The organism is Achromobacter spanius (assembly GCF_029637605.1).
GTDB lineage: Bacteria > Pseudomonadota > Gammaproteobacteria > Burkholderiales > Burkholderiaceae_B > Achromobacter > Achromobacter spanius_E.
The window spans coordinates 2153893-2179855 of sequence record NZ_CP121261.1 but is presented as its reverse complement, the minus strand read 5'-3'; the positions used below and the strand labels follow the sequence as shown (position 1 = coordinate 2179855).

The window sequence follows — 25963 nt, the reverse complement described above, 5'->3', positions numbered from 1 at the left end:
CGGCGCCCTAGCCGGTGACGCCTATGCTGTCTTACATCCTGCGGCGCATCGTGTACGCCTTGCCCATCATGGTGGGGGTCGCGCTGCTCTGTTTCCTGCTGATCCATCTGGCGCCCGGCGATCCGCTGGTGTCCATTCTTCCTCCCGATGCGTCCGCCGACCTGCAACGGCAATTGATGCAGCTCTACGGCTTTGACCGCCCCTTGGTCGAGCAATTCGCCGGCTGGCTGTGGCGCGCGTTGCATGGGGACCTGGGCACATCCATCGCCACCGGCCGCCCCGTGTCGGCCGAAGTCTTCAAGGCCGTGGGAAACACCTTGCGGCTGGCCTGTCTGGCCACGCTGCTGGGCTTTGTCGTGGGTGCATTCCTGGGCTTTGTCGGCGGGTACTTTCGCAATTCGCCGCTGGACCGTATTGCCTCCTTCGTGTCGGTCTTCGGCGTCAGCGTGCCGCATTACTGGCTGGGCATGGTGCTGGTCATCATCTTCTCGACGCAGCTGATGTGGCTGCCGCCCACGGGCGCGGGGCCGGGCGGGTCGGGCGAATGGGCGGCGGACTGGGCGCACATCCGCCACATGATCCTGCCCGCCGTGACGATGTCGGTGATACCGATGGGCATCATCGCGCGCACGGTGCGCGCTCTGGTGGCCGAGACACTGTCGCAGGAATTCGTGGTGGGCTTGCGCGCGCGCGGCCTGACCGACCTGGGCGTGTTCCTGCACGTCGTCAAGAATTGCGCGCCCACGGCCTTGGCGGTGATGGGCCTGCAATTGGGCTATCTGCTGGGTGGTTCCATCCTGATCGAAACGGTGTTCTCGTGGCCGGGCACGGGCTTCCTGCTCAACGCCGCCATCTTCCAGCGCGACCTGCCCCTGCTGCAGGGCACGATCCTGGTGCTGGCCTTGTTCTTCGTGGTCTTGAACCTGGCCGTCGACATCCTGCAAGGCCTGTTCGACCCTCGCATTGAAAGGAGCTGACATGTCGGATTCCGTTGCCAGCCTGACCGCCACGCCGGTCGTGGCGCCCGTGGCGCGATCGCCGGGCTATTGGTCGAACGTGCTGCGCCGCTTGCGCCGCGACCCGGTGGCGCTGGCCGCCGGCGGCGTGGTCCTGGCGCTGATCATCATCGCCATCCTGTCGCCATGGATCACGCCGGCGGATCCGTTCCATGCGTCCATGCTCAAGCGCCTGCGGCCCATCGGCACCGAAGGCTATCCGCTGGGCGCGGACGAGCTGGGCCGCGACATGTTGTCGCGCTTGATGCTGGGCGCGCGGCTGTCGCTGTTCATGGGCATCGTGCCGGTGATCGCGGCGTTCGTGGTGGGCAGCGCCATCGGCATCCTGGCGGGCTACGCGGGCGGCTGGACCAGCACGCTGATCATGCGGGTGGTGGACGTGTTCTATGCGTTTCCGTCGGTGCTGCTGGCCATTGCGCTGTCGGGCACCTTGGGCGCGGGCATCTTCAACGCGCTGCTGTCGCTCACCATCGTCTTCATTCCGCAGATCGTGCGCGTGGCCGAAAGCGTCACCACGCAGGTGCGGCGCAGCGACTACGTGGACGCGGCGCGGGCCTCGGGCGCATCGCCGCTGACCATCGTGCGTGCCCATGTGCTGTCCAACGTGCTGGGTCCCATCTTCGTGTATTCCACCAGCCTGATCTCGGTGTCCATGATCCTGGCCTCTGGCCTGTCGTTCCTGGGGTTGGGCGTGCGTCCGCCCGAGCCGGAATGGGGCTTGATGCTGAACACCTTGCGCACCGCCATCTACACCCAGCCTTGGGTCGCGGCGCTGCCGGGCGTGATGATTTTCATCACGTCGATGTCCTTCAACCTGCTGTCCGACGGACTGCGCTCGGCCATGGAGGTCAAGGAATGAATGCGGTCATCGATGCAGTGCGCGTGGCGCATGAAGACGTGGGCGGCCCGGCCCAGTCCTTGTTGAGCGTGCGCGGCCTGGTCAAGCATTTTCCGCTCAAGCGCGATCCGCTGTCGCGTGGCCGGGGCGGCAACGCGGTGCGCGCGGTGGACGGCGTGGACTTCGACGTGAAGAAGGGCGAGACGCTGGGCGTGGTGGGGGAATCCGGTTGCGGCAAGTCCACCACCGCGCGGCTGGTCATGCAACTGATCAAACAGGACCGAGGCGAACTGGTGTTCGATGGCATGGCGGTAGGCTCGCGCGCGTTGGCGCTGCGCGAATTCCGCCGCCAGACGCAGATGGTGTTCCAGGACAGCTATTCGTCGTTGAACCCGCGCATGACGATCGAAGATTCCGTGGCCTTCGGCCCGCTGGTGCACGGCAGCCCCAAGCGCGACGCCGTGTCGGTGGCGCGCGGGCTGTTGGGCCGCGTGGGCCTGGACGCGCAGCGCTTTGCCGGCCGCTACCCGCATGAACTGTCGGGCGGCCAGCGCCAGCGCGTGAACATCGCGCGCGCGCTGGCCTTGCACCCCAGGCTGGTGATTCTGGACGAAGCGGTGTCCGCGCTGGACAAGTCGGTCGAGGCGCAGGTGCTGAACCTGCTGCTGGACCTGAAGGACGATTTCGGGCTGACCTATATGTTCATCAGCCACGACTTGAACGTGGTGCGCTACATCTCGGACCGCGTCATGGTGATGTACCTGGGCGAAGTCGTGGAACTGGGGCCGGTGGATCAGGTGTTCGACGCGCCGCGCCATCCCTACACGCAAGCGCTGCTGCGTTCCATGCCGTCGATGGAACCCGGGCAGCGCACGGAATCGGCGCCCTTGTCGGGCGACCCGCCCAACCCGATCGACCCGCCTTCGGGTTGCCGCTTCCATACCCGCTGCGCGTTTGCGCGCGCCGCCTGTGCGGCCGAGGCGCCTGTCGTGACGCAGCAGGGCGGCCATGCCGTGCGGTGCCTGATCCATCAACCCGATTCCGGCTATGCCGCTTCCGGAGCGCTGACATGACCGCGCCGACAACCCCCTTGGTCCGCATCCGCAATCTGGAAGTCGCCTTTCAGGCGGGCGCCAAGACCGTGCATGCCTTGAATGGCGTGAACCTGGAAGTGGGGCGCGGAGAAGCCGTGGCGCTGATCGGCGAATCTGGTTCCGGCAAGAGCGTGACACTGCGCGCCCTGATGCGGCTGCACCCGCCGCGCCGCACGCGCATCAGCGGAGAAATGAGCGTGGATGGTCGCGACGTGCTGGCGATGAACGCCCGCGAGCTAGCCGCCATGCGCGGCCCGGTGGTGTCGATGGTGTTCCAGGAGCCGTTGCTGGCGCTGGACCCGGTCTACACCGTGGGCCGCCAGATTGAAGAGATGGTGCGCCGGCACACCGGCAAGAGCGCCGCCGAGGCGCGTGCGCGCGCCTTGTCGCTGTTCGAGCGCGTGCGTATTCCCAGCCCCGAGCGGCGGCTGCAAGCCTATCCGCATGAAATGTCCGGCGGCATGCGCCAGCGCGCCATGATTGCGCTGGCCCTGTCCTGCAACCCCAAGGTGCTGCTGGCGGACGAACCCACCACCGCCCTGGACGCCACGGTGCAGATCCAGATTCTGCTGTTGCTGCGCGAGCTGCAACGCGAACTGGGGCTGGCCATCGTGTTTGTGACCCATGACATCGGCGCCGCCGCGGAAATTGCCGACCGGGTGGCGGTGATGTATGGCGGGCGCATCGTGGAGCAGGGCAGCGTGGCGGACCTGCTGCGCGCGCCGCGTCATCCCTACACGCTGGCGCTGCTGAAGGGCCGCGCGCATGGCGCCATGCAAAAGGGTCAGCGGCTGGAGACCATACCGGGGTCGCCGCCCGACCTGGCCGCCTTGCCGCCCGGCTGCGCATTCGCGCCGCGTTGCGGTTTTGCAGAGCCGCGCTGCCAGGCGGCGGTGCCCGACATCGTGCCCGTGGCGGCGGGACACGAGGTGAGGTGTATCCGGGTGAATTAACTGTTTCAACGCATCACTGGCTGGGGGGAACCGGCCGCCAGCCATTCGCCAGCCGTTTCTTTCTGGTCGATAATGCCCGCTTTACGCCAAAAGCTGGACCCCTCATGCCCTGCGTTACCCGTCGTCTGCCTGTTGCCCTGTTTGTCTGCCTGACGGCGATCCTGGCGGGATGTACCTCCCCCAAGCCTGCCTACGAACGCGAAGACTTCACGCAGAACGACGTGTACTCGCGCACCTTCCCCACCGCCAGTACCACGGCCTGCGATGCGGGCCGCCGTGCTTTGCTGAGCCAGGGCTACAACATCGATCGCTTCGACCCGGCGCGGGTGTCCGGCCACAAGAATTTCCAGGGCGAAGACGGCTTGCACACGCAGATCAATTTCAATATTGATTGCGCGTCGGACGGCAGCGCCAACCAGCGCGCCACGGTGTTCGCCAATGCGGTGCAAGACCGCTATTCCATCAAGCGCACCAGCAGCTCGGCCAGCGTGGGCGTCAGCGTGCTGGGCCAAGTGTCGATGCCGTTCGGTTCCAGCGACGATTCGCTGGTGAAGACGGCCAGCCAGACGGTGTCGCGGCCGAAGTTCTACGAAGGATTTTTCCAGCTTTTGCAACGCTTCCTGCCAGATGCCGAGGCGGCCGCGGCGCCGCATGTTTCGCCCCGGGTTTCTCCCCAACTTACGCCCCAAGCTGCGCCCAAGCTTGTGCCGCAGGCCGTGCCCCAGGTGGCGCCACAAGCGGCTTCGCCCGGCCCAGCCAGCGCTGCTCAGCCCGCCATGTCCAGCACCACGTCCACGCCGCCAGCGGCCTCCAAGCCCGCCGAACCGCCGGCTGACCCCGTGGTCTCGCCGGACGCGCCGGCCGACACGCTGAACCCGGCTACGGCGAACGGCCCCTCGGGCCCGGCCGCGATCAGCGAGAAGACCGAGCCGGCGGCCGAAGCAGGCGCGGACAAGCCCGCGCCATGACGTATCAACTCTTGAAGATGGCTCACGTGGCGGCGGTGGTCACGTGGATCGTCGGTTCGCTGTTCGCCTCTCTGTTCCTGTTGTCGTCGCAACCGCAGAACGACGACGAAGCGCCGAAAGAGCGCAAGATGCTGGGCGCGCTGCGGCGCTGGACGCTGTGGGTCACGACGCCAGCCATGGTGGTGTCGTGGTTGATCGGCCTGCACCTGGCCATGACGTTCGGCTGGTTCGCCATGAGCTGGATCTGGGTTAAGGTGGGCTGCGCGCTGGCGCTGTCGGCCTTGTTGGGCATGCAAAGCGCGTCGTTGCGCCGGATGGTCAAGGGCTCGCTCAAGCGCCCGCCGCTGGTGGACCTTTACGCGCCATTCACCGTGATCGCGTGCGCGGTCATCGTGACGCTGGTGGTGGTCAAGCCGTTCTGATCGGGGCTGCGCGGATCCTCAGCCCGGACGCTCAAGGCAGCACCGCGAACAGGTTCGCCAACTGCTGCTTGCCCAACCGTTCCTGTTCAAACGCCATCTTGTTGATCGCCACCATGTGTTGGTTAAAGCGCTTCAAGTCGCCATCGCGTTCAAACATCAGCTCGTCGTGGTCGGCGTACCAAAACTGACGGTTGTCATCCAGCAATGAAATCATCTGGCCGAACTCGTGCAGGATGCGCGTTTCCAGCACCCAGACCTGCCCCAGGCTATCGCTGCGGCGCGCCAGGGTTGCGGTCAGGGTGCTCATCATTTTCTGCTTCTCGGGTTCGCGGATGGCCAGCGACCGTATCAGCTCCGGCATGTCTTGCAGCACTTGCATGCTTTGGTCGCGGTACTTGGGTACCAGTCGCTCGGCCTGCTCAAGAATCATCCGGCTCTCGATCAGGCCCGTGTCCAGCGCCAGCCGGTGCGCATCCAGCAGCCGGGGCATGCCGATGTCTTTCAGTTCGGTCAGATAGGCCTTGTGCTGCGCCACCCGTTCACTGGCCACGGTCTTGACGGCCCGTTCCAGTTCGCCATAGAAGCCCTTGGCCTTGGGGGTGGGGTCGATGGATGGCAGCGAGTCCGGCTCGCCCTCGGCGCCCGCCACCATCTGGCTGAGCGTATCGGCGACTTTGCGGATTTCCGCGGTAGCGACCTTTTCCTGAGCGCGTTCGCCCAGGTGGTCCCACGCTTGCGTGGCCGCAATGGCCGCCAGCACGATCAGCCCTGCACTTAACGCGACGCGCCCGCCACGGTGCGCGCGCAAGCGCTTCCATGGTGACAGCGTGTTTTCCTGGGAGTTCATGGCGCACCAAAAAATGGGGTCATCGGTCTTGACTGTAGTAAGCGGGTTTGACCGCGTCAACGGGGCCAGCGTCTCAGCAAGTGCCGTGCCCGGCCTCCAGGTGCCGCGCGATGACTAGGGGCTATGGCGCGGCGCCATCGCGGCGCCAGGCGGCCCACTCGCCCTCGCCTTCAAAATGGCGCAAGCCGCGGCGAGCGGTCGCCAGCCCGGCGTGCAGCACGCCTATGTCCAGCCCGGGCAGGTTGCGCAGCAAAGCGGGCGGCAAGTGGTCGGCGTCCAGCAGTGGTTCATCAATGAACACCCGCATCATGTCGCCGTCTTCGCAGCGCACCCACAGGTACCACAGGCTTTCCATGTAGTCGCCATGCCAGGGGTCGGGATAGAGCGCGCGCTGGAACGAAAAGCCGAACTCGTGCACGTCCGCCCAAGGCCAGAACGCTTGCAAGCCTATCGCGCGTGCCAGCTCGCAGTGCCGGGTGAATCCGGCGTCGTCGAAGCTCACGCTTTGCCGGAAAGGATCTTCAGGCGGGGGCGGGCCGGACAGAAAGCGCTTGATGCGTGACCACATGAGAAGCAGGGAGCGATGAGGATTGGGCAGTGTAGCGGCGCCCGGTGTTGTAAAAAATGTTACAACCTTTGATTCTCGTCAATTCCACGCCGCATGCAAGCAGGTAGGGTTGCGCCTTGCCCCTGACGGGCCGCTCGCCCTGGGCCGGCCGGCGGGGCAGACGACAAGCGCAGCAAGGACAGGATCGATGACAGAGAAGACACCGCAAGCCACCCCGGACAATGACAATGTTGCGACGGCGCCGCGCAAGCGCCGCAGCGCGTCGCCAAGCGTGGCCAAACGCAGCGCCGCAACCAGAAGCGCGACGGCCGCGGGTTCGGCGCTGTCCGCCGACAAGGCCGGAAAGGCAAGGGTGGCGCGAGCTAAGCGCGCAGTGGCTCAGCCAGCGAGCTCGGCGGTGCCTCAGGCAACAACCCGGGCAACGGCTCAGGCAACGGCCCAGGCAAAGACCCGAGTAGCCACCCAGGTAGCGACCCAAGCAACCGCCCAGGCAGCCGCCCAGGTAGTGGCCCGGGAAGACGCCGCGCGGCAGGAAACGGTGTCGGTACTGGCGGATATTGCCCGCCGCTATACCGTAGGCGCCGAAGCGCAAGCCCACGAGGCCCTGCGTTCCGTCATCGAAGAACTGTCGGCCGACGACGCGCGCGCCGTGCATCGCGCGCTGTTGGAGGCCAACACGCAGGCGCCCGGCACGCGGCGCAATCCCGACGAAGAACTGGCGATGGACTGGCGCGAAGGCATCTACCCCTATCGTCACCGCATGCTGCGTCGCAATTACGAAAAGCAGAAGTACCAGTTGCAGGTGGAGCTGCTGAAGCTGCAAGCCTGGGTCAAGGCGACCGGGCAGCGCGTGGTGATTCTGTTTGAAGGGCGCGACGCGGCGGGCAAGGGCGGCACCATCAAGCGCATGATGGAACACTTGAATCCGCGTGGCGCGCGCGTGGTGGCGTTGGAAAAGCCCTCGGACACCGAGAAGGGCCAGTGGTACTTCCAGCGCTATGTCCAGCATCTGCCGACCGCCGGCGAGATCGTGATGTTTGACCGGTCCTGGTACAACCGGGCCGGGGTTGAGCGCGTGATGGGTTTTTGCTCGCAGCAGGAATACCTGGACTTCCTGCGTCAGGTACCAGACTTCGAACGCCACCTGGTATCCAGCGGCATCCACCTGGTGAAGTTCTGGTTTTCGGTCAGCCGTGAAGAGCAGCGTCGCCGCTTCTTGCAGCGCAAGGTGCACCCGTTGAAACAGTGGAAGCTGAGCCCGGTGGACCTGGCGTCCTTGGATAAATGGGACGACTACACGCGCGCCAAAGAAGCAATGTTCGCGCACACGGATACCGCCGACGCGCCGTGGATCGTGGTGAAGTCGGACTGCAAGAAGCGCGCACGCCTGAACGCCATGCGCTATGTGCTGAACCGCCTGCCTTATGAAGGTAAAGGCGGTGAACCCGGCTTGGCGCTGGACCCGCTGATCGTGGGTCGTGCGCTGTAAAGAGTCAGCCGCCCAGCGCGTGCAGGTTCAGCACATGGCTGTGCCCGATCCACACCGCGCAATCGCGGTGGTCGCGCAGTGAATCGCCCGTGTTCGGATGCATGAACACGTCCAGCGCGCCGTGATTCAAGGTGAGCCAGGTGGCGATGCCGGCGAAGTGCTCGGGCGCGAACGCAATCTGGTAGCTCCATAGCGGATGCGGGCCGACGGGGCGCTCATGGAAGCGCCCCATTTCCATCTTGCCGTCCCACTGCGCAAGCACCTGTTCACGCAATGCAAACGCGGCGTCGCGGCTGGCCGCGTCGAAGTACACATGCGCGTGCCAGCTGGCCACGCTGCTTATTGCCAGATCATTCATGAGAGTCTCGTCAGGTTCAGCCGCCCGCGCGCTTGGCGCGATGGCCGCTGCTTGTCAGGGCGTTGATGATGCGTTCGCAGTGATCGCCTTGTACCTCGATCACGCCATCCTTGGTGGTGCCGCCCGAGCCGCATGCCGTGCGCAGTTGCTTGCCCAGGGCAGCAAGCGCTATCGGGTTCAACGCCAGCCCGCGCACGACGGTTACGCTTTTGCCGCCACGCCCCTTGGTTTCGCGGGATACGCGCGCCACGCCGTCGCCGGCAGGCACGGCGCGAGCGGCGGCTTTGCATAGGCATTGCGCGAGCGCCTGGCGGCATGTCGGGCACATGCGGCCGGTTTCAGTGGAATAGACCAGGCCACCGCTTGAGCTGCGTTTCATGATGCCTACTTGCCTCGCATCTGGTCGATCAGCCGGCGGTCGCGCTTGGTGGGGCGGCCGGTTTCAATGCCCAACGCGGGTTCCGGCGCCAGGCGCCGCATTTCCGCCGCGCGTTCGCGCGCGGCAATGCTGTCGGGCGTTTCTTCGTACAACAGGCGCGCAACCGGCGCGGGGCCACGCACGCCGCTGACCGCAACGACCCGCACTTGAAGCGCAGGGTCTTCCTTGCGGATGGTGACGCGGTCGCCGGCCGAGACTTCGCGCGACGGTTTGGCGGCCTGGTCGTTGACAAAGACCCGACCCTTGCCGATTTCTTGCACGGCCAGGCTGCGCGTCTTGTAAAAGCGCGCGGCCCACAGCCATTTGTCGAGTCGAATCTTGTCCATTTTGAAGCGCTTTGCGATGTGTTTTGCCCAAGCCGCAATGATAGCCCCGAGCGCGCATCGAAGAAAAACAGCCCTCCGTTGGCGTAGGGCGCACTCCAAAAAAAACGGCGCCCCGAAAGACGCCGCAAGTCCGGCTTTCCGCCAACCCGGCCAGCCCGGCAATGTGCCGGCTGGCCAGGCAGGTCTTAATCCAGCTTCAGATTCGCTTCCTTGACGACGCGCTGCCACTTGGCGATTTCGGCGCGACGGAAGGTGTCCAGCTCGGCCGGGGTCGAACCGATGGGTTCCGCCCCGATGCCGGCCAACTGCGCGGCAATGGCGGGATCCTTCAACACTTTGGCCAGCGCTTGCGACACCTGATCCACGATGGCGGGCGGCGTGCCGGCCGGCGCGAACACGGCATTCCATTCATAGGTTTCGTAGCCCGGCACGCCCGACTCGGCGATGGTGGGCAGATCGGGGGCGGCCTTGGAACGCTCCGAGCCGCCGACAGCCACCGCGCGCAGCTTGCCGTTCTTCACGTGCTGCCACGACGAACCCATGCTGGCGAACATGACGGGCACCTGGCCCGACATGACGTCGATCATGGCCGGACCGCCGCCCTTGTAGGCCACGTGCTGCAGATGCGTCTTGGCAAGCAGGTTGAACAGCTCGCCGGCCAGGTGCTGCGCCGAGCCGGGGCCGGCCGATGCGTAGTACACCGGTTCCTTGGCGTCGGCCTGACCCAGCCGGATCAGGTCTGCCACCGATTTCACTTCATACGACGGTGTCACGACCAGCACGTTGGGCACGCGCAGCAGCAAGGAAACGGGCGCGAAGGCGGTCAGCGTGTCGAACTGCATCTTGGAATGCAGCGCGGGATTCTGCGCGTGGTTGGAGGCGTCCAGCATCAAGGTGTAGCCGTCGGGCTGTGCCTTGGCCACGACCGCGCCGCCGATCATGCCGCCCGCGCCGCCCCGGTTTTCAATCACCACGGGCTGGCCCAGTTCGGCGGCCAGCTTCGGGCCGATCAGGCGGGCGACCACATCCACGGTGCCGCCAGGCGGGTACGTCACCACCAGCGTGACAGGGCGTTCGGGATAGGCCGCCGATGCGGTGCCGGCAGCGCCCGCCAGCAGGCCTGCCGCCATCAGCACGCTGCCACGGCGGGCCAGTCGTTTGAAGAATGCGTTCATGGTTTGTCTCCTTGGAATTGGAATAATTGCAACGGCGTATCCGCAAGCACGCCGCGCCGTTGCGTTGGGTCGTCGATCCAGGCGTCCAGCCATTGCGTTGCCGCGGGGTAGGAAGCCACGTCGCGATGTTCGGTGTGTGGCCAGTCACTGCCCCACATCAGACGTTCGGCCGTGTAGGCCTGAAGCAAAAGCTGCGTGGCCTGCCGACCAGACGCGGCGCAGTCAGCACCCGCCCAGTTGCGGTAGGGCGCGGACAGCTTCACCCAGACCTGGCCGTTGTCGGCGTGTTGCAGCAGGTAGGCAAAGCCGGGGTCGGACACGCCAAGCGCCGGATCGGGGCGGCCGAAATGGTCAACCACTACGCGGCAACCCGCCGCCAGCAATGCAGGCAAGACTTCATGCAGGCGCGCGGCCTGTAGGTGGACTTCTACGTGCCAGCCCAGCGCATTGACACGGGCCAGCAAGGCCTGCCAGGGCGAGTCATGCAGCGCGGGGGCGGGCAGGCCAATCAGATTCAAGCGGATACCCACCACGCCGGCGTCGGCCAGCGCTTGTAGCTGCGCATCCGTGATGTCCGGCGCCACCACGGCCACCCCGCGCAAGCGCTCGGGCGCCGCGCGCAGCGCTTGCACCATGTAGCTGTTGTCAGTGCCCAGGAAGCTGGGTTGCACCAACACGCCATGGCTCAAGCCCTGCGCGTCCAGCAGGGCCAGGTACTCGGCCAGCGGCGCGTCATAGTCCGGCGTATGGCGGCGCGTGCCGGCCAGCGCCAGGCCTTGCCGGAATACGTGTGCATGGGTGTCGACGGCGGCGCCGTTCGAAAGCGGGGGCAAAGCAGTCTCCTGTCCGTGGCGCGGGCATGGCCGCGCGCTCTTCTATAGGCCGGATTCTAGGGAGTCGAGGTATAGTTTTCTATCGTGTAAAACTGCTATTTATATATCGGATCAATATGGAAACCCGGCACCTGCGGTATTTCCTGGCGGTGGTGGATCACGGCAGCGTGAGCCGCGCCTCTGAATGGCTGGGCATTGCCCAACCCGCCCTGAGCCAGGCGCTAAGCCGCATGGAAAAAGACCTGGGCGTGCGTCTCTTTGAACGGTCGCGCCTGGGGGCCGCACCCACGCCGGCCGCACTGGCCATTCTGGAAGACGTGCGCATCAGCGTGGCACGTATCGACGCAGCGGCGCACCGCGCGCAAGAGATTGGGCGCGGCAGCGCGGGGCAACTGACGGTGGGCCTGGTGTCGTCGGCACTGTTCGACACCTTGCCGCGCGCGCTGCGCGAAATGCGGCGGCAAGCGCCCGGCGTGCGCGTGATCTTGCGCGAGATGAGCAACGCCGAACAGGCCGATGCCCTGCAAACGGGCGAGATCGATATCGGCCTGATGCACACGCCGGTAGCGGTGGGCGGGCGCATGCGCGAACGGCAACTGCTGCGCGACCGCTTGGTGGCCGCCGTGCCGGATGAGTTCGACGTGGCTGACGACGGCACGGTATCCATGGCGCAGATCGCGCAAGCCGGGCTGGTGATGTATCCGCAGGCGCAACTGCCGGCGTTCTATGCGGGCATCCTGGACGCCATGCGCAAGGGCGGCCACGACGCGCAAGTGGCGCAAGAGGCCAACCGCACGCTGACGGTGCTGTCCTGCGTGGCGGGTGGATGCGGCGTGGCCTTGCTGCCCAGTTGGATCCGCACGATGAACTTTGGCGGCGTGCGCTTTTGCGAAGTGCGCGACGGCCAGGCGCTACCCAGCTTCGACCTGAGCGCCATCTGGCCCGCGCGCTCGGTGCCTACCTTGGCCGATGTGTTCGCCAATCTGGACCTGGGCACGCGCTGATGCGGTTAAGTTCGCGCATGAACCAAGAACTATAGGTCTGCGTAGCGTGGCAACAAATCCTGGTCCACCAGGCGCATCTCGATATGGTTCGCCGACTCGACGTGACGGGGATTATCCAGCGAAAAGACTTCATCCGATACGCTGACGATGATGGTCCCGGTCTGCTTCTTTCCGGCAGCCGGGACTGGGATCAGAGCCTGGGCTTCTGGAACCTGATTGGCGGTGATTACTTGGGGCAGGTACAGCATCCAGCCTACGCCAGGCTTGTCGTCGAAGACTTGCTTCTCGTCGTAATAGCGTGGAGAGACGGAAATATACTGGGCGGAAAATAAGTGAGCCATCGTTGTCACGATGTCCTTTACCGAGTCCGCACCGCCGAAGCGGTCATCGCGGCGTTTGTGGTAGGAGATGGTAAGGCTACATGGTCTGTTCCGATTGTTGCCTTGCAGCTCCAGGACCACGCTGTCGCGTTGCTCGTCAGCCCCATTCCAGATCGAAATAGCAGTAAACGACTTATCAAGCCGATATTCCTGATTCAAAACCGCGAGCAATGCGGTCGATGCTTCGGCACCGTCGAAGGCTGGATACAACCTGGCATCGTCAATGGACTCACCCTGCGAGAACCACTGCGTCAACCCCTCTGACTTCTGCGCCAGTAGCTTCGTGATGATGTGCATTCGACGCAGCATTTCCGCAAAATCGCCAGACTGATGCGTTGGGTCTTTAAATTGGCATGTGATGAGCATGTCCGATATTAAACGGCTCATCCATGGCAGTGCCTTACCAATTCCCGAAGATCCCCATCCTTTCAAACCGCCTTCACTTACCCAGCCAGAACGCTTAAGCGACGCTTAAGACCGCATTTTTCGTGGAACCCGGCACAAAGTCCCCGTCTAACCAGGATCGGTGTTGATAGGGGCGTGTCGATGGATCTGAACTGGCAGCAGCAATTGGTGGACAGTGCCATCTGGCTGGCGAGCGCGTTTGGCATCACGGCGGTGGTGCTGGCGGTGGTGGCCGTGGTGCTGGCGCGCACGACCGATTGGGGGCGCAAATTCTGGCGCCTGGCCTGGCCGTATCTGACGCCCCGGCGCAGTTGGCGGCCCTTGCTGACGCTGGCCTTGCTGCTGCTGTTGGCCATGGCCGCCGTGCGCATGACGGTGCTGTTCTCGTTTTGGTACAACGGCTTTTACAGCGCGCTGCAAGCGCTGGACCAGACCGCGTTCTGGCGCTTTCTGGGCATTTTTTCGGTGCTGGCCTGTGTGCACGTGGTGCGCACGCTGGCCGACAGCTACGTGGGACAGGCCTTCGACATCCATTGGCGCGTGTGGCTTAACGACCGCCTCACGCGGGACTGGTTGGGCGCGGGCGCGTACTACCGGGGCCACTTCGTGGATGAGCCCGTGGACAACCCCGACCAACGTATCGAACAAGACATCTCGATGTTCGTGACCGGGTCGCGCACGCTTGCCATCGGCGCGTTGAGCGCGATTGTGTCCTTGGTGGCGTTCACCGGCATCTTGTGGGGCTTGTCCGGCCCCTTGATGGTGGCGGGCGTGGAAATTCCGCGTGCCATGGTGTTCGTGGTGTTCCTGTACGTCATCGTCGCCACGTGGTTCGCCTTCAAGATCGGCCGGCCGCTGATCAAGCTGAATTTCCTGTCTGAACGGCTGACCGCCAACTTCCGCTATGCGCTGGTGAGGCTGCGCGAGAACGCTGAAAACGTGGCGTTTTACCAAGGCGAAGCGGTTGAGCGCGGCAACTTGTGGACGCGCTTTACCGCCTACATCGCCAACCTGTGGGCGCGCGTCTATCGGGGCCTGAAGTTCGACGGCTTCAACCTGTCGGTAAGCCAGGTGGCGGTGGTGTTTCCCTTCATCCTGCAAGCGCCGCGTTTTTTCAGCGGGGCAATCAAGCTGGGCGACGTCATCCAAACCTCACAGGCGTTCGGGCAGGTGCAGGACGCGCTGTCGTTCTTTCGTACGTCTTACGACAGCTTCGCGCAGTACCGCGCCACGCTGGACCGGCTGAATGGCTTTCTGGACGCCAACGAAGCTGCCCGTGCGCTGCCCTCGGTGCATACGGAACCCTTGCCCGATGGCCTGGACATCAATGGCGTGACGGTCAGGCGGCCCGACGGCCACGCCTTGCTGCAGGGCTTGAACCTGCGTTTGCGTCCGGGGCAGACCCTGCTGATCAAGGGGCCGTCCGGTAGCGGCAAGACCACCTTGTTGCGTGCGCTAGCGGGGCTGTGGCCCTATGCGCAAGGCCACGTGCGGCGGCCGGAGGGAACGTCGGCCTTGTTCCTGTCGCAGCGGCCCTACCTGCCGCTGGGTGACCTGCGCAGCGCGGTGGCCTATCCGGGCCAAGCGCTGCCGCAAGACGAGGCGCGGGTGGCGGATGCGCTGCGACTGGTCAACCTGGGGCATCTGAGCCAACGGCTGGACGAGGTAGCGGATTGGTCGCGCATCCTGTCGATTGGTGAGCAGCAGCGCGTGGCCTTCGCGCGCGTGCTGTTCAACCGCCCGGCCATCGTGTTCCTGGATGAAGCCACGTCCGCCACGGACGAAGGGCTGGAGCACATGCTGTACGGTCTGCTGCGCAGCGCCTTGCCTGAGTGCATGCTGGTCAGCGTGGGGCATCGCAGCACGCTCGACCCGTTCCATACGCATCGGCTGGCTCTGGATGGCGCCGGAGGGTGGACGACGGGCCCGATTGCGCCGCCGCAGGACGAGGCCGCGCTGCGCGAGGCGGCGTGATTCGGCTCAGGTCCCCACGCGCAACGGCCCGGTCAGCTTGCGCAAGGCCGAGATGACGCTTTGCGCGGTGATGCGGCCGGTCTTGGGGTTGGCGGATGGAATGTTCTGGATTTCCATCGAGAACATGGCGGCATCGGACACGACTTCCACGCGGTGCACGTTGCGTTCCAAGGACGGGTCGGCCCAGATTTCCAGCGTGGTCTTGTCGGGCCCGATGCCCGCCAACGACACGCTGACCGCCACGTTCAAATTGGCCGGAAAGCCCGTGGCGGCTTCGCGCGGCGATCCCCGGAAGATCAGGCGCGGTTCGGCAAGGCCTTCAAGATTGATGTTGTTGTCGATCAGGTAGGGGGCGCCCATCAGGCCGCGCGGCGGCTTGCGCGTCATCATCGTGACGGAGTGGATGACACCTTCGGCCGCGGCAGTGATGGCGTCCAGCCCCAGGATGGCGCCCGACGGCACCAGGATCTGCCCATGGTGCTGGCGGGCGAGTTCGATCAGGTCATCGTTTTGCAGCAGCGCGCCGGAACTCAGCACCACCATCTTCTTGCCGGCGCGCAGCACGGGTTCGGCAATGTTGCGAAACACCGAGGCGGGCGCGCATTCCACCACCACATCGCAATGCTCGTGCAGCGCGTCGATGGTGGTGAAGACCGGTGCTGCCTGGGTCCACGCAAAGTCGGGCGGGGCCTTGGGGTCGCGCACCGCAACGGCGGCAAGGGTCAGGCCGGGTAGCCCGGCATCCAGGGATTGCGCCACGGCCTGGCCGATGGCGCCGAAGCCGGCGATGCCGACGCGGTAGCTGTTCATGGAAATTCCTGGGTTGATGCGGATTGGCCCCGCGGCGCAAACGCACGCTCGTAGGCAAACGCAAACGCAAACGCACACGCACACGGGGTAAAAAGGCAACGCCATCGATGTCGATGGCGCAGGGTTGCCGGCCAATGTATCCAGGCCCAGGCCGGGCGTCAATGCGGGATGGCAGCAAGGCACTATCGCAAGGAAAGCGCTACTGCAATTTGATTCCCAACTCCTTGATCAGGGGCGCCATGTCGGCGCGATCCGCCTTGATCGTGGCCGCGAGTTCTTCCGGCGTACTGCCGATCGGTATCATCCCCAACGTTTCCATTTGCGCGCGCATCTCGGGCTGCTTCAGGATGTCGGACACGGTTTTCTGAATCAGCGCCACGCGATCCTTCGGCACGCCGGCAGGCGCCATCAGACCAATCCAGGGTTGCGGCGCGTAGTCCTTCAAGCCGGATTCCTTCAGCGTCGGCGTGTCGGGCAAGCCGCCAAACCGTTGCGGGCTGGTGATGGCCAAGGCGCGCAGCCGGCCGCTGTCGATCAATCCCTTGGAACTGGAAGGGGCATCCAGCCCCACATCGAGCTGGCCGCCGATCAGGTCATTTTGCGTCTTGCCCGAGGATGACGACGGCACGTACAACGCCGTGATCCCCGCGCGCCGCGCGGTCTGTTCCCACACCAGGTGAAATGCGGTGCCGATCGAGAACGAACCCACGCTCAAGCTGCGCGTTTTGCTCTCGCGCACGAAGTCGTCCCAGGTCTTGATGGGGCTGTCCTTGGGCACGATGAAAATGAACGGCGTACGCGCCACCAATGAAATGGGTTGCAGGTCTTTCTCGGTATCGAAGGGCAGGCTCTCCACCGCGAAGGGCACGATGGTGACGGACGAGGCCACCACCATGCCCAGCGTGTAGCCGTCGGGCGCGGACTTGACCAGCGCGCTGGTGCTGATGATGCCGGACGCGCCGGGGCGGTTCTCCACCACCACGGGCTGGCCCCAGGCGGTGCCAAGCTTGCTGGCCAGGACACGCAGCATCACGTCCACTGGCCCACCCGGCGGATTGGACACGATGATCTTCACCGCCTTGTCGGGATAGGTGGCCTGCGCGGTCTGTACGGCCAATGGCGCCAGCAGCGCAAGCGCCAGTACGGTTTGCTTGAACATGGAATTCCCCTTGTTGTTGTTGCTTGGTTTGTTTGCTTTGCTTTGCCGATTCGCCTGGCTGCGTCGCCCAAGTTTTCAGGCCAGCAGTTGCTGGTGCGGCGCCATCGGCCAGTCGGGCGCCTCGCCGCGTATGAACGCTATCCATGCCCGCTGGGTCTGCGCGGCCAGTTGTTCAGCGTCGCCCCGGCTCAGCCCGGCAAGCATGGGCGCATCGGCAAAGGCCGACAGCGTGCCGAACACGAAGGGCAATTCAATGCAGTGGCAGGCGCCAAAGCGCGTGGAAGGCGCCACGTCAAAGCGCGCCAGCCAGGCCAGGCGGCCTTGCGCAAGCGCCTCTTGCGCCCACTGGCGGGAAGGCGCGCCGAAGACCTCGTCACCCATCTTGTTGCTGGCCGCATCCACGGCGTGGCCAGGAAACGCGGCCATTTCGTCGCGGGTGTACGCCACCAGCACATCCGCGCGAGACGCGGCCTGGCGCAGTGCCGGCGCAATGTCTTCCGGCAACACTTGCCCGTCCAGGACGGGGCCGAATTGGCTGCGGCTGCTGCCCTCGGCGCGTAGCGCGTCGGCCACGGCGGGCGCCTGCTGCGCGGCCAGCAATGCGGACACGGGAAGCGCGCGCGCGGCGTCCAGGGTATCGGCGTCGGCTGCCTGTAGAAAGGCACGTCCCAGCGTCTCGGCTTGGGACGCGGTACGAAACCCCCGACCCAGCGCGGCGCTTTGCAGAATGGCGCGCGAGAAGCGCGGACGGCGCGCCAACATCGCGCAGATGGACGACGCGCCGGCCGATTGGCCCATGACCGTGATGCGTTCGGGGTCGCCGCCCAGGTCCTGGATGTTGTCCAGCACCCAATCAATGGCGGCCTCCTGGTCCAGCAGGCCCACGTTGGCGGTCTGCCCCGGCACATACAGCCAGCCCAACGCGGCCAGGCGATAGTTGACGGCCACGACCACCAGGTCACCGCGCGCCGCCAGGCCTGCCCCGTCGTACCAGTCCAGCGCGCCGCCGCCGCTTTGCCACGCGCCGCCATGCAACCACACGACCACCGGCCGACGCTGTTGGTCCGCGGCGGGCGTCCACACCGTCAGGTGCAGGCAGTCTTCGGATTGCGGGGTGTCGAAATCGCCCATGGCCTCGCGCAGCCGCGAAGGCAGTTGTGGCGATACCGGCCCCGGCCGGGTGGCGTCGCGCTTACCGCGCCACGTGGGCGGCTGCGGCGGCGCAAAGCGCAGGCTGCCCACGGGCGCCTGCGCATAGGGAATGGCGCTGTAGCGGCACACGCCGCTGGCTTCCTGCACGCCGGTCAGCGTGCCCGCTTGCAGCACCGCCTGGACGGGTTGACCCATATCTGCCCCTTGCCTTGTTGTGATGCGGCTGGCGCGTAGGGCGCTGTCGCCGGAAGGCTTAATGGTAGGGACGATCGGGGCAGGAAGGGCATGCCGGATTTGATCAATGCCATGCGGAATACGCATGGCTACCGCCTCACTTCATGATTCGCGCGTCCAAGCTGTTGTCCGCCAGCGCCTTGGCCTGCTCTTGCGTCATGCCCAGATGTTCATACAGCGCATGGAAGTTCTCGTTCACATAGCCGCCAAAGTAAGCCGGGTCGTCGGAGTTCACCGTGACTTTCACGCCCGCCTCCAACAGCTCCAGGATGTTGTGATCGCGCATGTGTTCGAACACGCGCAGCCGTGTGTTGGACAGCGGACAGACGGTCAGGGGGATCTGTTCGTCGATCAGGCGCGCGATCAGGTTCGGGTCTTCGGCGGCGCGTACGCCGTGGTCAATGCGCAGCACCTTCAGCAGGTCCAGCGCTTCCCAGATGTATTCGGGCGGGCCTTCCTCGCCCGCGTGCGCCACGGCGGGCAGGCCTTCGGCGCGGGCGCGGTCGAATACGCGCTGGAACAGACGCGGCGGAAAGCCCATTTCACTGCTGTCCAGGCCGACGGCGACAAAGGCGTCGCGGTAGGGCAGGGCCTCGTCCAGGGTGCGCATGGCCTGTTCTTCAGGCAGGTGCCGCAGAAAACTCAGGATCAATCCGCTGGAGACGCCCAGTTGCTTGCGCCCGTCTTCCAGCGCCCGGCTGATGCCCTCCAGCACGACGGCGAAGGGAATGCCGCGGTCGGTATGCGTTTGCGGGTCGAAGAAAGGTTCGGTGTGCACGACGTTCTGCTCGCGGCACTTCAGGAGATAGGCCCAGGTCAGGTCGTAGAAGTCCTGTTCGGTGCGCAACACGTTTGCGCCCATGTAATACAGGTCCAGGAATTCCTGAAGATTGCCGTAGTTGTAGGCGCCGCGCAGGGCATCAATGTCGGGCCAGGGCAGCGCCACGCCGTTGCGTTGCGCCAACTGGAACAGCAGCTCGGGTTCCAATGAGCCTTCCAGGTGCAGGTGCAGTTCCGCCTTGGGCAGTGCGTTGAGCCAGTCGTACATAGGTGCTCCGATAAAAAGGGGCGTGATCAATGAGGATTAAGCGCTAGGGCTTCAGCGCGGAGGTTAAGCGTGTGCCCTAAGCGGCCAGCGCGATCTGATCCGCCTGGATGGCTTGCTCCAGGTGCGCCGCAAAGGCGCGCGCCTGGCGGGTGCTGGGGCGGTCGCGCCGCCAGATCGCGGCCAGGGGCGATTTCTTGATGGCGGGGCGCGCGGGCAGCACGACGAGTTCGCCGCGCGCCTGGCGGACGGCGGCCACGCTGCCGGGCAGCATCCACAAGTAGTGCCCGTCCAGCAGCATTTCGCGGCCGAACTCCAGGGACAGGGCGCCGATCATATCCGGAATTGCCAAACCCGCCTGGCGCAGCGACATTTCCAGTTCGCCACGGATGCGGCTGCCGGGCAACGCGGTAATCCAGGGGTAAGCCACGTAGTCGGCCAGCGTGGTGTCCGGCAGCCCCGCCAAGGGATGATCCGTGGCGCAGCCCAGCACGACGGGATCTTCCAGCAAGGTGGTGGACCGGTATACCTGCGGATTGACGGTGGACGAAAAACGGCTGATCAGCACGTCCAACGCGCCCGCGTCCAGGTCTTCGATCAGGCGCTCGTGCGTGCCGATCTCGATGGTAAGCGTGATGCGCGGATAAGCCTGCCGGAACGAACGCGCGGCTTCGGCCACCGGCCAGCCCGCGAACATGGAAAAACAGCCGACCGTCAGGCTGCCTTCGTCGCCACGCGACACGGCGGCCAGATCAATCTCGGCCTTGCGGAAATCGGTCAGCAGCAGGCGGGCATGGCGGCACATGGCGTCGCCCAGCGGCGTGCAGGTCGTGCCCTTGGCGGTGCGCTCGAACAGGCGCGCGCCGACCAACTCTTCGATTTCAGCGATGGCGCGCGACAAGCCCGATTGCGTGCTGTGCAACTGCGCCGCCGCTTTGGACAGGTTGCCCAATTCGGAGACGGTCAGCACGATTTCCAGGTGCCGGATGCGGAGTTTGCCTCGAAACGGTGTCATGGGAAGCGGCCGGTGGCGATGTGCCGATTATTCTCCGCCCCGCAACGCTTGGCAACGGCGATGCGGGATTCAGATATAGTTCGTCGCCAAGCGAGGCCTCGAACCCACCGCGCCGCGCACTGCGTTGACCGCGTGTGCGGCGGCAAGAAAGGCACAACATGAATCCATTCTTATCTGCCATTCACTCACCCCGTGCGCGGCGGCCGGCCCTGTATGCGGGGGCCGGGCTGATGGCGCTTGCCCTGAGCGGCTGCGGCGTTTCCCGCGTGGATGAGGTGTCGGTGAAATGGCCGTCTTTCAAGAGCGCAGCGCCGGTGGTGCTGGCGTCGGACCCGGCTCAATGCCCGGGCTTGGGCGGTATCTACCGCGCCCAGGGCGAGTTCCGCTCGGGCGAACCCTCGTACTCCCTGAAGGACCTGCGCACGTTTTTCCTATACCCCTTGGCGCTGCCGGGCATGCGTGACACGGTCTTGCCGGAATGGCGCTCGACGCCCGCCGCGACGGTGTCGCTGTCGGCAGACGGCAAGGGGTGGAACGTGCTGGCCCTGGACGGGCAGGGCGCGCGTTCCGCAGCGCGCTTGCCCATGCTGGATGGTGGCCCGGATCCGGCGGCCATGTCCGGCGATGGTGGGTTCTATCTACCCGACGACATCCGCCGCTATACGGGTTGCACGCAAGGCCGGCTGTGGGTCAGCGTGCGGCACGACTGGCGCCAGCATGAATCCATGGGCGTCACGCGCCACGTGGCAATATTCCGTCCGCAAGCGGGCGGCCTGCTGGTGACCGTGCAGCGCGAGTCGGACAGCATCGGCCTGTTGCCCTGGTATTCCAACGACAGCAGCGTGTCGCAATACTGGTTCGCGCCGGTCGTCCGCTGAAATTTCGTAGATATCTGTGCGGTATCTGCACGGATACCTGCACGGATACCTGCGCTGATACCCGCGCTGATACCTCTTACCGCCTAGTGACTCATGACACGTAAAAACCTGTTTATCTCGACCCTGCTCCTGATCCTGTTCACGGCGCTTGTGGCATTGTTCTGGCGCCACCAGTTCGCCCACACGCCGCCATCACTACGCGGGATGATCGAAGACCCCGTGGGCAGCAACGCGCACGTCTACGGCGAGTCACCCCGCGAGGACGCCCAGGCGCTGCGAGCCTTGCTGGCAGACGCGCAACGCGGCAACCCCGAGGCGCAGTTCATGCAGGGCCTGATGCTGGAACAGGTGGACATGAAAGAGGCGCTGCGCTGGTACGAGACGGCCGCAGCCCAGGGCCATGAGGCTTCCATCGAGCGCCTGACGCAATTGCGCGGGCAAGCAGCGGCTCGGTAGGCGTGCGTGGGATGGCGCGCGGGCTGAGTTCTTCCGACGCGTCGCCTTGAGTAGGGAGAGGTAGCGCAACGTTACGACTGGCTGCAGGTTCGAACCTGCGCGTTCGATTTCAGCAGCCGGTCGCGGTACGATCCGGGCTGACTTCGATTTTTCAGGAATACCATGCGTCAGCGTTCATCACGCCCTCGAATCGATTCCCTTTCCCGTGTTGTGCTTGCGGCGTGCATCACGGCCGCGGCCGCAGGCGCCGCTCAGGCGCAATCGCCCGCGTCCGCCACGGGATCGCGCGTGCAGACAACGCCCGCGCCGGCACAGCCGCAACCGGCTTTGACTCCCAAGCGCAGCTTTGACGATGTGGTCGCCGCGCAGGAAGCGGCAAAGTCGGCGGCTCCCACTGCTACCCCTGCCGCCGCAGCCCCCACCGTCATCATTCCGACCGAGCTTGACACCAAGGCGTGTATCGCCAAATTGCGCAACGGCGCCACCGCCAATGGCCTGACCGTTGCGGATTGGGACAAGTACACCGCCAACGCCAAGCTGCTGCCCACGACCGTGGCGTCCGCCAAGGGCCAGCCGGAAGGACGCGAAAGCTGGTGGGACTACATTGCCAAGACCGTGGACGATGAGCGCGTCAACGATGGTCTGGCCGTGATGAAGAAGGCGGGGCCGCAACTGTCCGCCATTGGCCGGCAATACCAGGTGGACCCCGCGACGCTGGTCGCCATCTTCGGTATCGAAACCAACTATGGCCGGCAGGTCGGCAAGACCGACGTGCTGAACGCCTGGCTGACGCGCGCCTGCACTGAAAACAAGACCCTGTGGGAAAAGAACGCCTACGCGTCGGTGCGCCTATTGCGTGACGGTACCGTGCCGGCCGACAGCTTCGTTGGCTCCTGGAGCGGTGCGTTCGGCATGACGCAGTTCATCCCGACGTCTTTCTATGAATTGGCGGCAGACGGTGATGGCGATGGCCGCATCGACCTTTATCATTCGCTGCCCGACGCGCTGGCCTCCACCGCCAATCACCTGCGCAAGCGCCGCGCCAAGTGGACGCACGGCCTGCCTGCCGTCGTGGAAGTGCGGGTGCCGGCTGACGTGGCCGCCGCGATCCCGCCTGAACCCGACGCGGAATACGTGGGCTCGCAAGACCGCCGCACCATTGCGCAATGGGCGCAAGCCGGCTTGAAGCAGGGTGACGGTTCGGTCTTGAAGCTGCCGTCGGGCAACGACGAAAAAGCCTATCTGTTTGCGCCTACCGGCGCCAAGGGGCCGGTGTTTCTGGCTACGGTCAACTTCGACGCCATCCTGCATTACAACCAGTCGCGCCGTTACGGCCTGGCGGTGTCGCTGTTGTTGAACCGCTTGCAGGGCCGTCCGGGCATCATCGCCGCCTGGCCTACCGATGACCCGGGGCTGTCGCGTGCCGAGATCAAGGAATTGCAAGAGGCGCTTTACGGACGGGGCTACGACGTGGGCGAAGCAGACGGCATTCCCGGCGCAAAAACCCGCGATGCCGTGCGCGCCGAACAAGAGCGCCGCGGCTTGCCGCAAGACGGTCGCGTGGGCAAGCGCATCCTGGATGCCTTGCGCGCCGACAAGCCCGACGCGTTGCGTGCGCGCCCGTCCAACTAAGTCTGCCGCCTGCATCTGGGCAAGGCGAATGTCAGCGTCTGACCGGCGCGGCATTCGCCAATGATGGGGCGGCGGATGCCATACGCGGCCTAGCGCCGCTATGATGGATCCCCGTCCTTTCCGCGTAAAGAATGTCATGTCGTCCGCTGGTTTTCCTGATGTTTTCCTGACACCTCGGCTGCGCGCCCAGCGCATGAGCCAAGCGCACCTGCCGTTCATCGAGAAGATGCACGCCAATGCCGATGTGATGGCCACGATGGGCGGTACGCGCGACGCGGCCGCCAGCCGGCTGTACCTGGCGCAGAACGAGGCCCATTGGATGGACCACGGCTACGGCATGTATGTGCTGGAAGATCGGGAAATGGGCAGGCTGGCCGGACGCGCGGGGTTGAAGTACACGGTGTCTGACGAGCAGGGCGCCATTGAGCTTGCCTATGCGTTTGAACCGGAATGCTGGGGCCGTGGTTATGCCATGGAGATTTCAGGGGCGCTGATCACGCTGGGGTTCAAGCTGCTGCCGGTCGACGTGCTGTGCGGGGTGGCAATCCAATCCAACACCGCGTCACGCCGCGTGCTGGAAAAGAGCGGCATGCGTTATGTGAGCAAAGCGGCGGGCAACGGCGACACGGTGAAAGTGCGCTACGAGATCCGACGCGCGGATTGGCGGGTGCTACAGGACCCCGCGCACGACGACACGAGGCCGGCGCGTCAGGGGCTCGCAGACGACAACACGCGACAGCCACGGCGTTAACATTCGGCTATGAGTACCACCAAGATTCCCGACGACGACCCCCAGCCGGTCCCTCCCGAACGCCCCGCGCCGGAAGAGTGCTGCAACAGCGGCTGCATCCCCTGCGTGTACGACATGTACGACGAAGCCATGGACAATTACCGCCAGGCTTTGAAAGCGTGGCGGAAACGGCATGAAGCGGAAGGTTCGTAGGATGGGTGTGGCGCGCACGGCTATATAAAAGAACACGGACGCTCAACGCGCAAACCCATCAAGCAGCGCATCACTATGGTTGGGATCGACCAGATGCCAAGGCCGGCTGATGGGTTACGCGCGTTGTCCTGGGGTGTTCTGTTGACCGGTCGTTCGCGCTGCACCCATCCTACGATTGGCATGCAGATGGCCGTAGGATGGGTGTGGCGCGCACGGCTATATAAAAGAACACGGACGCTCAACGCGCAAACCCATCAAGCAGCGCATCACTATGGTTGGGATCGACCAGATGCCAAGGCCGGCCGATGGGTTACGCGCGTTGTCCTGGAGTGTTCTGTTGACCGGTCGTTCGCGCTGCACCCATCCTACGATTGGCATGCAGATGGCGGTAGGATGGGTGTGGCGCACACGGCTATATAAAAGAAAGCGGACGCTCAACGCGCAAACCCATCAAGCAGCGCATCACTATGGTTGGGATCGACCAGATGCCAAGGCCGGCCGATGGGTTACGCGCGTTGTCCTGGCGTGTTCTGTTGACCGGTCGTTCGCGCTGCACCCATCCTACGATTGGCATGCAGATGGCCGTAGGATGGGTGTGGCGCGCACGGCTATATAAAAGAAAGCGGACGCTCAACGCGCAAACCCATCACACCGCGTATCGCGATAGTTGAGATCGATCGGATGCCAACGCCCTTGGCTTTCTAAGAAATACAAAAACGTGCTGAAAAGCGTCGTCAACCCGGTGAAGATGATGATCAACGCCGGCAATGGGTGGCACGAACAATTCAAAGAACTCGCTCACCACGGGCAAAACCGGAAAGGGCGCGCGATCAGGACGGTCGTTATAGCCCAGCACCAGCAGGCCGCCGGGCTTCAGTACCCGTTCGCATTGCGTGATCAAGCGCCTGAAATCCGGCGCGCTGTTGATGCCGAAGCCCAGCAACCCATTGGCCACCACCACATCAAAAGCGTTCGGGCCATAGTGATCGGCCATCCTGGTGGCGCTACCTGTCCAATGCCTGTCCGGTGGCCCGTAGACCGCCTTGCGGGACTCGATATCCAGCGAGTGAAACTGGCAGAGCAATAGCCTGGGGTAATGCCAGTTGTGCTTGTCGATGCCCACGAACAAGGTCTTGATATCGTGGTCCGATTCCGCGGCCAGTTCATTCAGATATCCGAATACCGATTCCTCGAGAAATACGCGGTTCGGCACCCGAAGCCTGAAATCGATATTCAGGCGTTCAGCGATTCTGGGAGACAACTTGAACAGTGCCCGCTTGAATAGCGTGTTCAGATTCCGCATCCCTTGTTCCATTGATAGGTTCATTTTCAAGAGCTTGGCGTCCTGATCGGCTCGACGCGGACGGAAGCAAAGCGATTGAAAAATGATAGGGAGCGCCTGACCGGGAAGAATCAGACGATTCCTGATCTGAACCAGACGATTACTAAATCGATGGCATTAGGAAACGGCAGCAAACATCGCGCCTGGCGGCCACATAAGCTTATTTCCCAGGGTTATCCCGAATGCCTCCATAACAACAAATCGTCAA

28 protein-coding genes are annotated in these 25963 nt (G+C 64.6%); 14 read left to right on the top strand and 14 right to left on the bottom strand.

Features of this window, described 5'->3' with window-relative positions:
• Positions 1-23 precede the first annotated feature (23 nt).
• From P8T11_RS09540 to P8T11_RS09515, 6 genes are all read left to right on the top strand, one after another.
• Positions 24-977, top strand: coding sequence for an ABC transporter permease (locus P8T11_RS09540; protein WP_268082164.1), 954 nt, complete (start codon positions 24-26; stop codon positions 975-977).
• Position 978: 1 nt separating this feature from the next.
• On the top strand, positions 979-1875 hold the full coding sequence (locus P8T11_RS09535) for an ABC transporter permease (protein WP_268082165.1): 897 nt from the start codon (positions 979-981) through the stop codon (positions 1873-1875).
• Positions 1872-2927 (top strand): ABC transporter ATP-binding protein, encoded by a 1056-nt coding sequence (locus P8T11_RS09530; protein ID WP_268082166.1) that lies wholly within the window; start codon positions 1872-1874, stop codon positions 2925-2927. Before P8T11_RS09535 ends, P8T11_RS09530 begins: the two co-directional genes overlap by 4 nt.
• A complete protein-coding gene (locus P8T11_RS09525) occupies positions 2924-3901 on the top strand; it encodes an ABC transporter ATP-binding protein (protein WP_268082167.1) in 978 nt (325 codons plus the stop codon). The genes P8T11_RS09530 and P8T11_RS09525 overlap by 4 nt, the downstream gene beginning before the upstream one ends.
• Positions 3902-4005: 104 nt before the next feature.
• Positions 4006-4869 (top strand): DUF2242 domain-containing protein, encoded by an 864-nt coding sequence (locus P8T11_RS09520; protein ID WP_268082168.1) that lies wholly within the window; start codon positions 4006-4008, stop codon positions 4867-4869.
• Positions 4866-5291 (top strand): CopD family protein, encoded by a 426-nt coding sequence (locus tag P8T11_RS09515; protein WP_268082169.1) that lies wholly within the window; start codon positions 4866-4868, stop codon positions 5289-5291. The genes P8T11_RS09520 and P8T11_RS09515 overlap by 4 nt, the downstream gene beginning before the upstream one ends.
• A gap of 31 nt (positions 5292-5322) precedes the next feature.
• Here P8T11_RS09515 and P8T11_RS09510 read toward each other — a convergent pair whose 3' ends face one another.
• Positions 5323-6138 (bottom strand): hypothetical protein, encoded by an 816-nt coding sequence (locus P8T11_RS09510; protein WP_268082170.1) that lies wholly within the window; start codon positions 6136-6138, stop codon positions 5323-5325.
• A 121-nt stretch (positions 6139-6259) separates the two neighbouring features.
• Positions 6260-6706: a hypothetical protein gene (locus P8T11_RS09505; RefSeq protein ID WP_268082171.1), complete on the bottom strand. Its 447-nt coding sequence runs from the start codon at positions 6704-6706 to the stop codon at positions 6260-6262.
• Positions 6707-6893: 187 nt separating this feature from the next.
• On the opposite strand from P8T11_RS09505, the gene ppk2 reads away from it, so the two are divergent.
• Entirely contained in the window at positions 6894-8195 is a 1302-nt protein-coding gene (gene ppk2, locus P8T11_RS09500) for a polyphosphate kinase 2 (protein WP_268082172.1), read from the top strand.
• A gap of 4 nt (positions 8196-8199) precedes the next feature.
• Here ppk2 and P8T11_RS09495 read toward each other — a convergent pair whose 3' ends face one another.
• The 5 genes from P8T11_RS09495 to P8T11_RS09475 all read right to left on the bottom strand — a co-directional run bounded on the left by P8T11_RS09495 (position 8200) and on the right by P8T11_RS09475 (position 11326).
• Positions 8200-8553 (bottom strand): DOPA 4,5-dioxygenase family protein, encoded by a 354-nt coding sequence (locus P8T11_RS09495; protein WP_268082173.1) that lies wholly within the window; start codon positions 8551-8553, stop codon positions 8200-8202.
• 16 nt (positions 8554-8569) lie between these two features.
• Entirely contained in the window at positions 8570-8932 is a 363-nt protein-coding gene (locus P8T11_RS09490; protein ID WP_268082174.1) for a translation initiation factor Sui1, read from the bottom strand.
• Positions 8933-8937: 5 nt separating this feature from the next.
• Positions 8938-9318, bottom strand: coding sequence for an RNA-binding S4 domain-containing protein (locus tag P8T11_RS09485; protein WP_268082175.1), 381 nt, complete (start codon positions 9316-9318; stop codon positions 8938-8940).
• A 185-nt stretch (positions 9319-9503) separates the two neighbouring features.
• On the bottom strand, positions 9504-10493 hold the full coding sequence (locus tag P8T11_RS09480; RefSeq protein WP_268082176.1) for a tripartite tricarboxylate transporter substrate binding protein: 990 nt from the start codon (positions 10491-10493) through the stop codon (positions 9504-9506).
• Positions 10490-11326, bottom strand: coding sequence for an amidohydrolase family protein (locus P8T11_RS09475; RefSeq protein WP_268082177.1), 837 nt, complete (start codon positions 11324-11326; stop codon positions 10490-10492). The genes P8T11_RS09480 and P8T11_RS09475 overlap by 4 nt, the downstream gene beginning before the upstream one ends.
• Positions 11327-11442: 116 nt before the next feature.
• Between P8T11_RS09475 and P8T11_RS09470 the strand changes: the two genes are divergently transcribed.
• Complete coding sequence (locus P8T11_RS09470; protein ID WP_268082178.1) at positions 11443-12330, top strand: LysR family transcriptional regulator; 888 nt, start codon at positions 11443-11445, stop codon at positions 12328-12330.
• Positions 12331-12359: 29 nt separating this feature from the next.
• On the opposite strand, the gene P8T11_RS09465 is transcribed toward P8T11_RS09470, so the two are convergent.
• Positions 12360-13097, bottom strand: a complete 738-nt coding sequence (locus tag P8T11_RS09465; RefSeq protein WP_268082179.1) for an immunity 52 family protein — start codon at positions 13095-13097, stop codon at positions 12360-12362.
• A gap of 159 nt (positions 13098-13256) precedes the next feature.
• On the opposite strand from P8T11_RS09465, the gene P8T11_RS09460 reads away from it, so the two are divergent.
• Positions 13257-15089 (top strand): ABC transporter ATP-binding protein/permease, encoded by a 1833-nt coding sequence (locus P8T11_RS09460; protein WP_268082180.1) that lies wholly within the window; start codon positions 13257-13259, stop codon positions 15087-15089.
• Between the two features lie 6 nt (positions 15090-15095).
• Here the strand turns inward: P8T11_RS09460 and P8T11_RS09455 are convergent, their stop codons facing one another.
• The 5 genes from P8T11_RS09455 to P8T11_RS09435 form a co-directional block, all read right to left on the bottom strand.
• Entirely contained in the window at positions 15096-15899 is an 804-nt protein-coding gene (locus P8T11_RS09455) for an aspartate dehydrogenase (RefSeq protein WP_268082181.1), read from the bottom strand.
• A 199-nt stretch (positions 15900-16098) separates the two neighbouring features.
• Positions 16099-17058 carry a Bug family tripartite tricarboxylate transporter substrate binding protein gene (locus P8T11_RS09450; RefSeq protein WP_268082182.1) on the bottom strand — a complete coding sequence of 320 codons (960 nt, stop codon included), beginning with the start codon at positions 17056-17058 and terminating at the stop codon, positions 16099-16101.
• A gap of 75 nt (positions 17059-17133) precedes the next feature.
• Positions 17134-18405 (bottom strand): carboxylesterase family protein, encoded by a 1272-nt coding sequence (locus tag P8T11_RS09445; RefSeq protein ID WP_268082183.1) that lies wholly within the window; start codon positions 18403-18405, stop codon positions 17134-17136.
• A 136-nt stretch (positions 18406-18541) separates the two neighbouring features.
• Positions 18542-19492, bottom strand: coding sequence for an adenosine deaminase (locus P8T11_RS09440; protein ID WP_268082184.1), 951 nt, complete (start codon positions 19490-19492; stop codon positions 18542-18544).
• 76 nt (positions 19493-19568) lie between these two features.
• Entirely contained in the window at positions 19569-20504 is a 936-nt protein-coding gene (locus P8T11_RS09435; protein WP_268082185.1) for a LysR family transcriptional regulator, read from the bottom strand.
• Between the two features lie 230 nt (positions 20505-20734).
• Between P8T11_RS09435 and P8T11_RS09430 the strand changes: the two genes are divergently transcribed.
• The 5 genes from P8T11_RS09430 (at position 20735) to P8T11_RS09410 (ending at position 24413) form a co-directional block, all read left to right on the top strand.
• A complete protein-coding gene (locus P8T11_RS09430) occupies positions 20735-21382 on the top strand; it encodes a hypothetical protein (protein WP_268082186.1) in 648 nt (215 codons plus the stop codon).
• A 93-nt stretch (positions 21383-21475) separates the two neighbouring features.
• A complete protein-coding gene (locus P8T11_RS09425; RefSeq protein WP_268082187.1) occupies positions 21476-21838 on the top strand; it encodes a sel1 repeat family protein in 363 nt (120 codons plus the stop codon).
• 288 nt (positions 21839-22126) lie between these two features.
• Positions 22127-23470: a lytic murein transglycosylase gene (locus tag P8T11_RS09420; protein ID WP_268082188.1), complete on the top strand. Its 1344-nt coding sequence runs from the start codon at positions 22127-22129 to the stop codon at positions 23468-23470.
• Positions 23471-23570: 100 nt separating this feature from the next.
• Positions 23571-24221, top strand: a complete 651-nt coding sequence (locus P8T11_RS09415; protein ID WP_347404735.1) for a GNAT family N-acetyltransferase — start codon at positions 23571-23573, stop codon at positions 24219-24221.
• A gap of 9 nt (positions 24222-24230) precedes the next feature.
• Positions 24231-24413, top strand: a complete 183-nt coding sequence (locus P8T11_RS09410; protein WP_268082190.1) for an oxidoreductase-like domain-containing protein — start codon at positions 24231-24233, stop codon at positions 24411-24413.
• 646 nt (positions 24414-25059) lie between these two features.
• Here the strand turns inward: P8T11_RS09410 and P8T11_RS09405 are convergent.
• Positions 25060-25728 carry a class I SAM-dependent methyltransferase gene (locus P8T11_RS09405; RefSeq protein ID WP_268082191.1) on the bottom strand — a complete coding sequence of 223 codons (669 nt, stop codon included), beginning with the start codon at positions 25726-25728 and terminating at the stop codon, positions 25060-25062.
• Positions 25729-25963 lie beyond the last annotated feature (235 nt).

What these genes read in the sequence shown, in the direction of transcription:
- P8T11_RS09540 (WP_268082164.1), top strand. Translation starts at nt 24, where the DNA reads ATGCTGTCTTACATCCTGCGGCGCATCGTGTACGCCTTGCCCATCATG.
- P8T11_RS09535 (WP_268082165.1), top strand. Translation starts at nt 979, where the DNA reads ATGTCGGATTCCGTTGCCAGCCTGACCGCCACGCCGGTCGTGGCGCCC.
- P8T11_RS09530 (WP_268082166.1), top strand. Translation starts at nt 1,872, where the DNA reads ATGAATGCGGTCATCGATGCAGTGCGCGTGGCGCATGAAGACGTGGGC.
- P8T11_RS09525 (WP_268082167.1), top strand. Translation starts at nt 2,924, where the DNA reads ATGACCGCGCCGACAACCCCCTTGGTCCGCATCCGCAATCTGGAAGTC.
- P8T11_RS09520 (WP_268082168.1), top strand. Translation starts at nt 4,006, where the DNA reads ATGCCCTGCGTTACCCGTCGTCTGCCTGTTGCCCTGTTTGTCTGCCTG.
- P8T11_RS09515 (WP_268082169.1), top strand. Translation starts at nt 4,866, where the DNA reads ATGACGTATCAACTCTTGAAGATGGCTCACGTGGCGGCGGTGGTCACG.
- P8T11_RS09510 (WP_268082170.1), bottom strand. Translation starts at nt 6,138, where the DNA reads ATGAACTCCCAGGAAAACACGCTGTCACCATGGAAGCGCTTGCGCGCG.
- P8T11_RS09505 (WP_268082171.1), bottom strand. Translation starts at nt 6,706, where the DNA reads ATGTGGTCACGCATCAAGCGCTTTCTGTCCGGCCCGCCCCCGCCTGAA.
- ppk2 (WP_268082172.1), top strand. Translation starts at nt 6,894, where the DNA reads ATGACAGAGAAGACACCGCAAGCCACCCCGGACAATGACAATGTTGCG.
- P8T11_RS09495 (WP_268082173.1), bottom strand. Translation starts at nt 8,553, where the DNA reads ATGAATGATCTGGCAATAAGCAGCGTGGCCAGCTGGCACGCGCATGTG.
- P8T11_RS09490 (WP_268082174.1), bottom strand. Translation starts at nt 8,932, where the DNA reads ATGAAACGCAGCTCAAGCGGTGGCCTGGTCTATTCCACTGAAACCGGC.
- P8T11_RS09485 (WP_268082175.1), bottom strand. Translation starts at nt 9,318, where the DNA reads ATGGACAAGATTCGACTCGACAAATGGCTGTGGGCCGCGCGCTTTTAC.
- P8T11_RS09480 (WP_268082176.1), bottom strand. Translation starts at nt 10,493, where the DNA reads ATGAACGCATTCTTCAAACGACTGGCCCGCCGTGGCAGCGTGCTGATG.
- P8T11_RS09470 (WP_268082178.1), top strand. Translation starts at nt 11,443, where the DNA reads ATGGAAACCCGGCACCTGCGGTATTTCCTGGCGGTGGTGGATCACGGC.
- P8T11_RS09465 (WP_268082179.1), bottom strand. Translation starts at nt 13,097, where the DNA reads ATGAGCCGTTTAATATCGGACATGCTCATCACATGCCAATTTAAAGAC.
- P8T11_RS09460 (WP_268082180.1), top strand. Translation starts at nt 13,257, where the DNA reads ATGGATCTGAACTGGCAGCAGCAATTGGTGGACAGTGCCATCTGGCTG.
- P8T11_RS09455 (WP_268082181.1), bottom strand. Translation starts at nt 15,899, where the DNA reads ATGAACAGCTACCGCGTCGGCATCGCCGGCTTCGGCGCCATCGGCCAG.
- P8T11_RS09450 (WP_268082182.1), bottom strand. Translation starts at nt 17,058, where the DNA reads ATGTTCAAGCAAACCGTACTGGCGCTTGCGCTGCTGGCGCCATTGGCC.
- P8T11_RS09445 (WP_268082183.1), bottom strand. Translation starts at nt 18,405, where the DNA reads ATGGGTCAACCCGTCCAGGCGGTGCTGCAAGCGGGCACGCTGACCGGC.
- P8T11_RS09440 (WP_268082184.1), bottom strand. Translation starts at nt 19,492, where the DNA reads ATGTACGACTGGCTCAACGCACTGCCCAAGGCGGAACTGCACCTGCAC.
- P8T11_RS09435 (WP_268082185.1), bottom strand. Translation starts at nt 20,504, where the DNA reads ATGACACCGTTTCGAGGCAAACTCCGCATCCGGCACCTGGAAATCGTG.
- P8T11_RS09430 (WP_268082186.1), top strand. Translation starts at nt 20,735, where the DNA reads ATGGCGCTTGCCCTGAGCGGCTGCGGCGTTTCCCGCGTGGATGAGGTG.
- P8T11_RS09425 (WP_268082187.1), top strand. Translation starts at nt 21,476, where the DNA reads ATGACACGTAAAAACCTGTTTATCTCGACCCTGCTCCTGATCCTGTTC.
- P8T11_RS09415 (WP_347404735.1), top strand. Translation starts at nt 23,571, where the DNA reads ATGATGGATCCCCGTCCTTTCCGCGTAAAGAATGTCATGTCGTCCGCT.
- P8T11_RS09410 (WP_268082190.1), top strand. Translation starts at nt 24,231, where the DNA reads ATGAGTACCACCAAGATTCCCGACGACGACCCCCAGCCGGTCCCTCCC.
- P8T11_RS09405 (WP_268082191.1), bottom strand. Translation starts at nt 25,728, where the DNA reads ATGGAACAAGGGATGCGGAATCTGAACACGCTATTCAAGCGGGCACTG.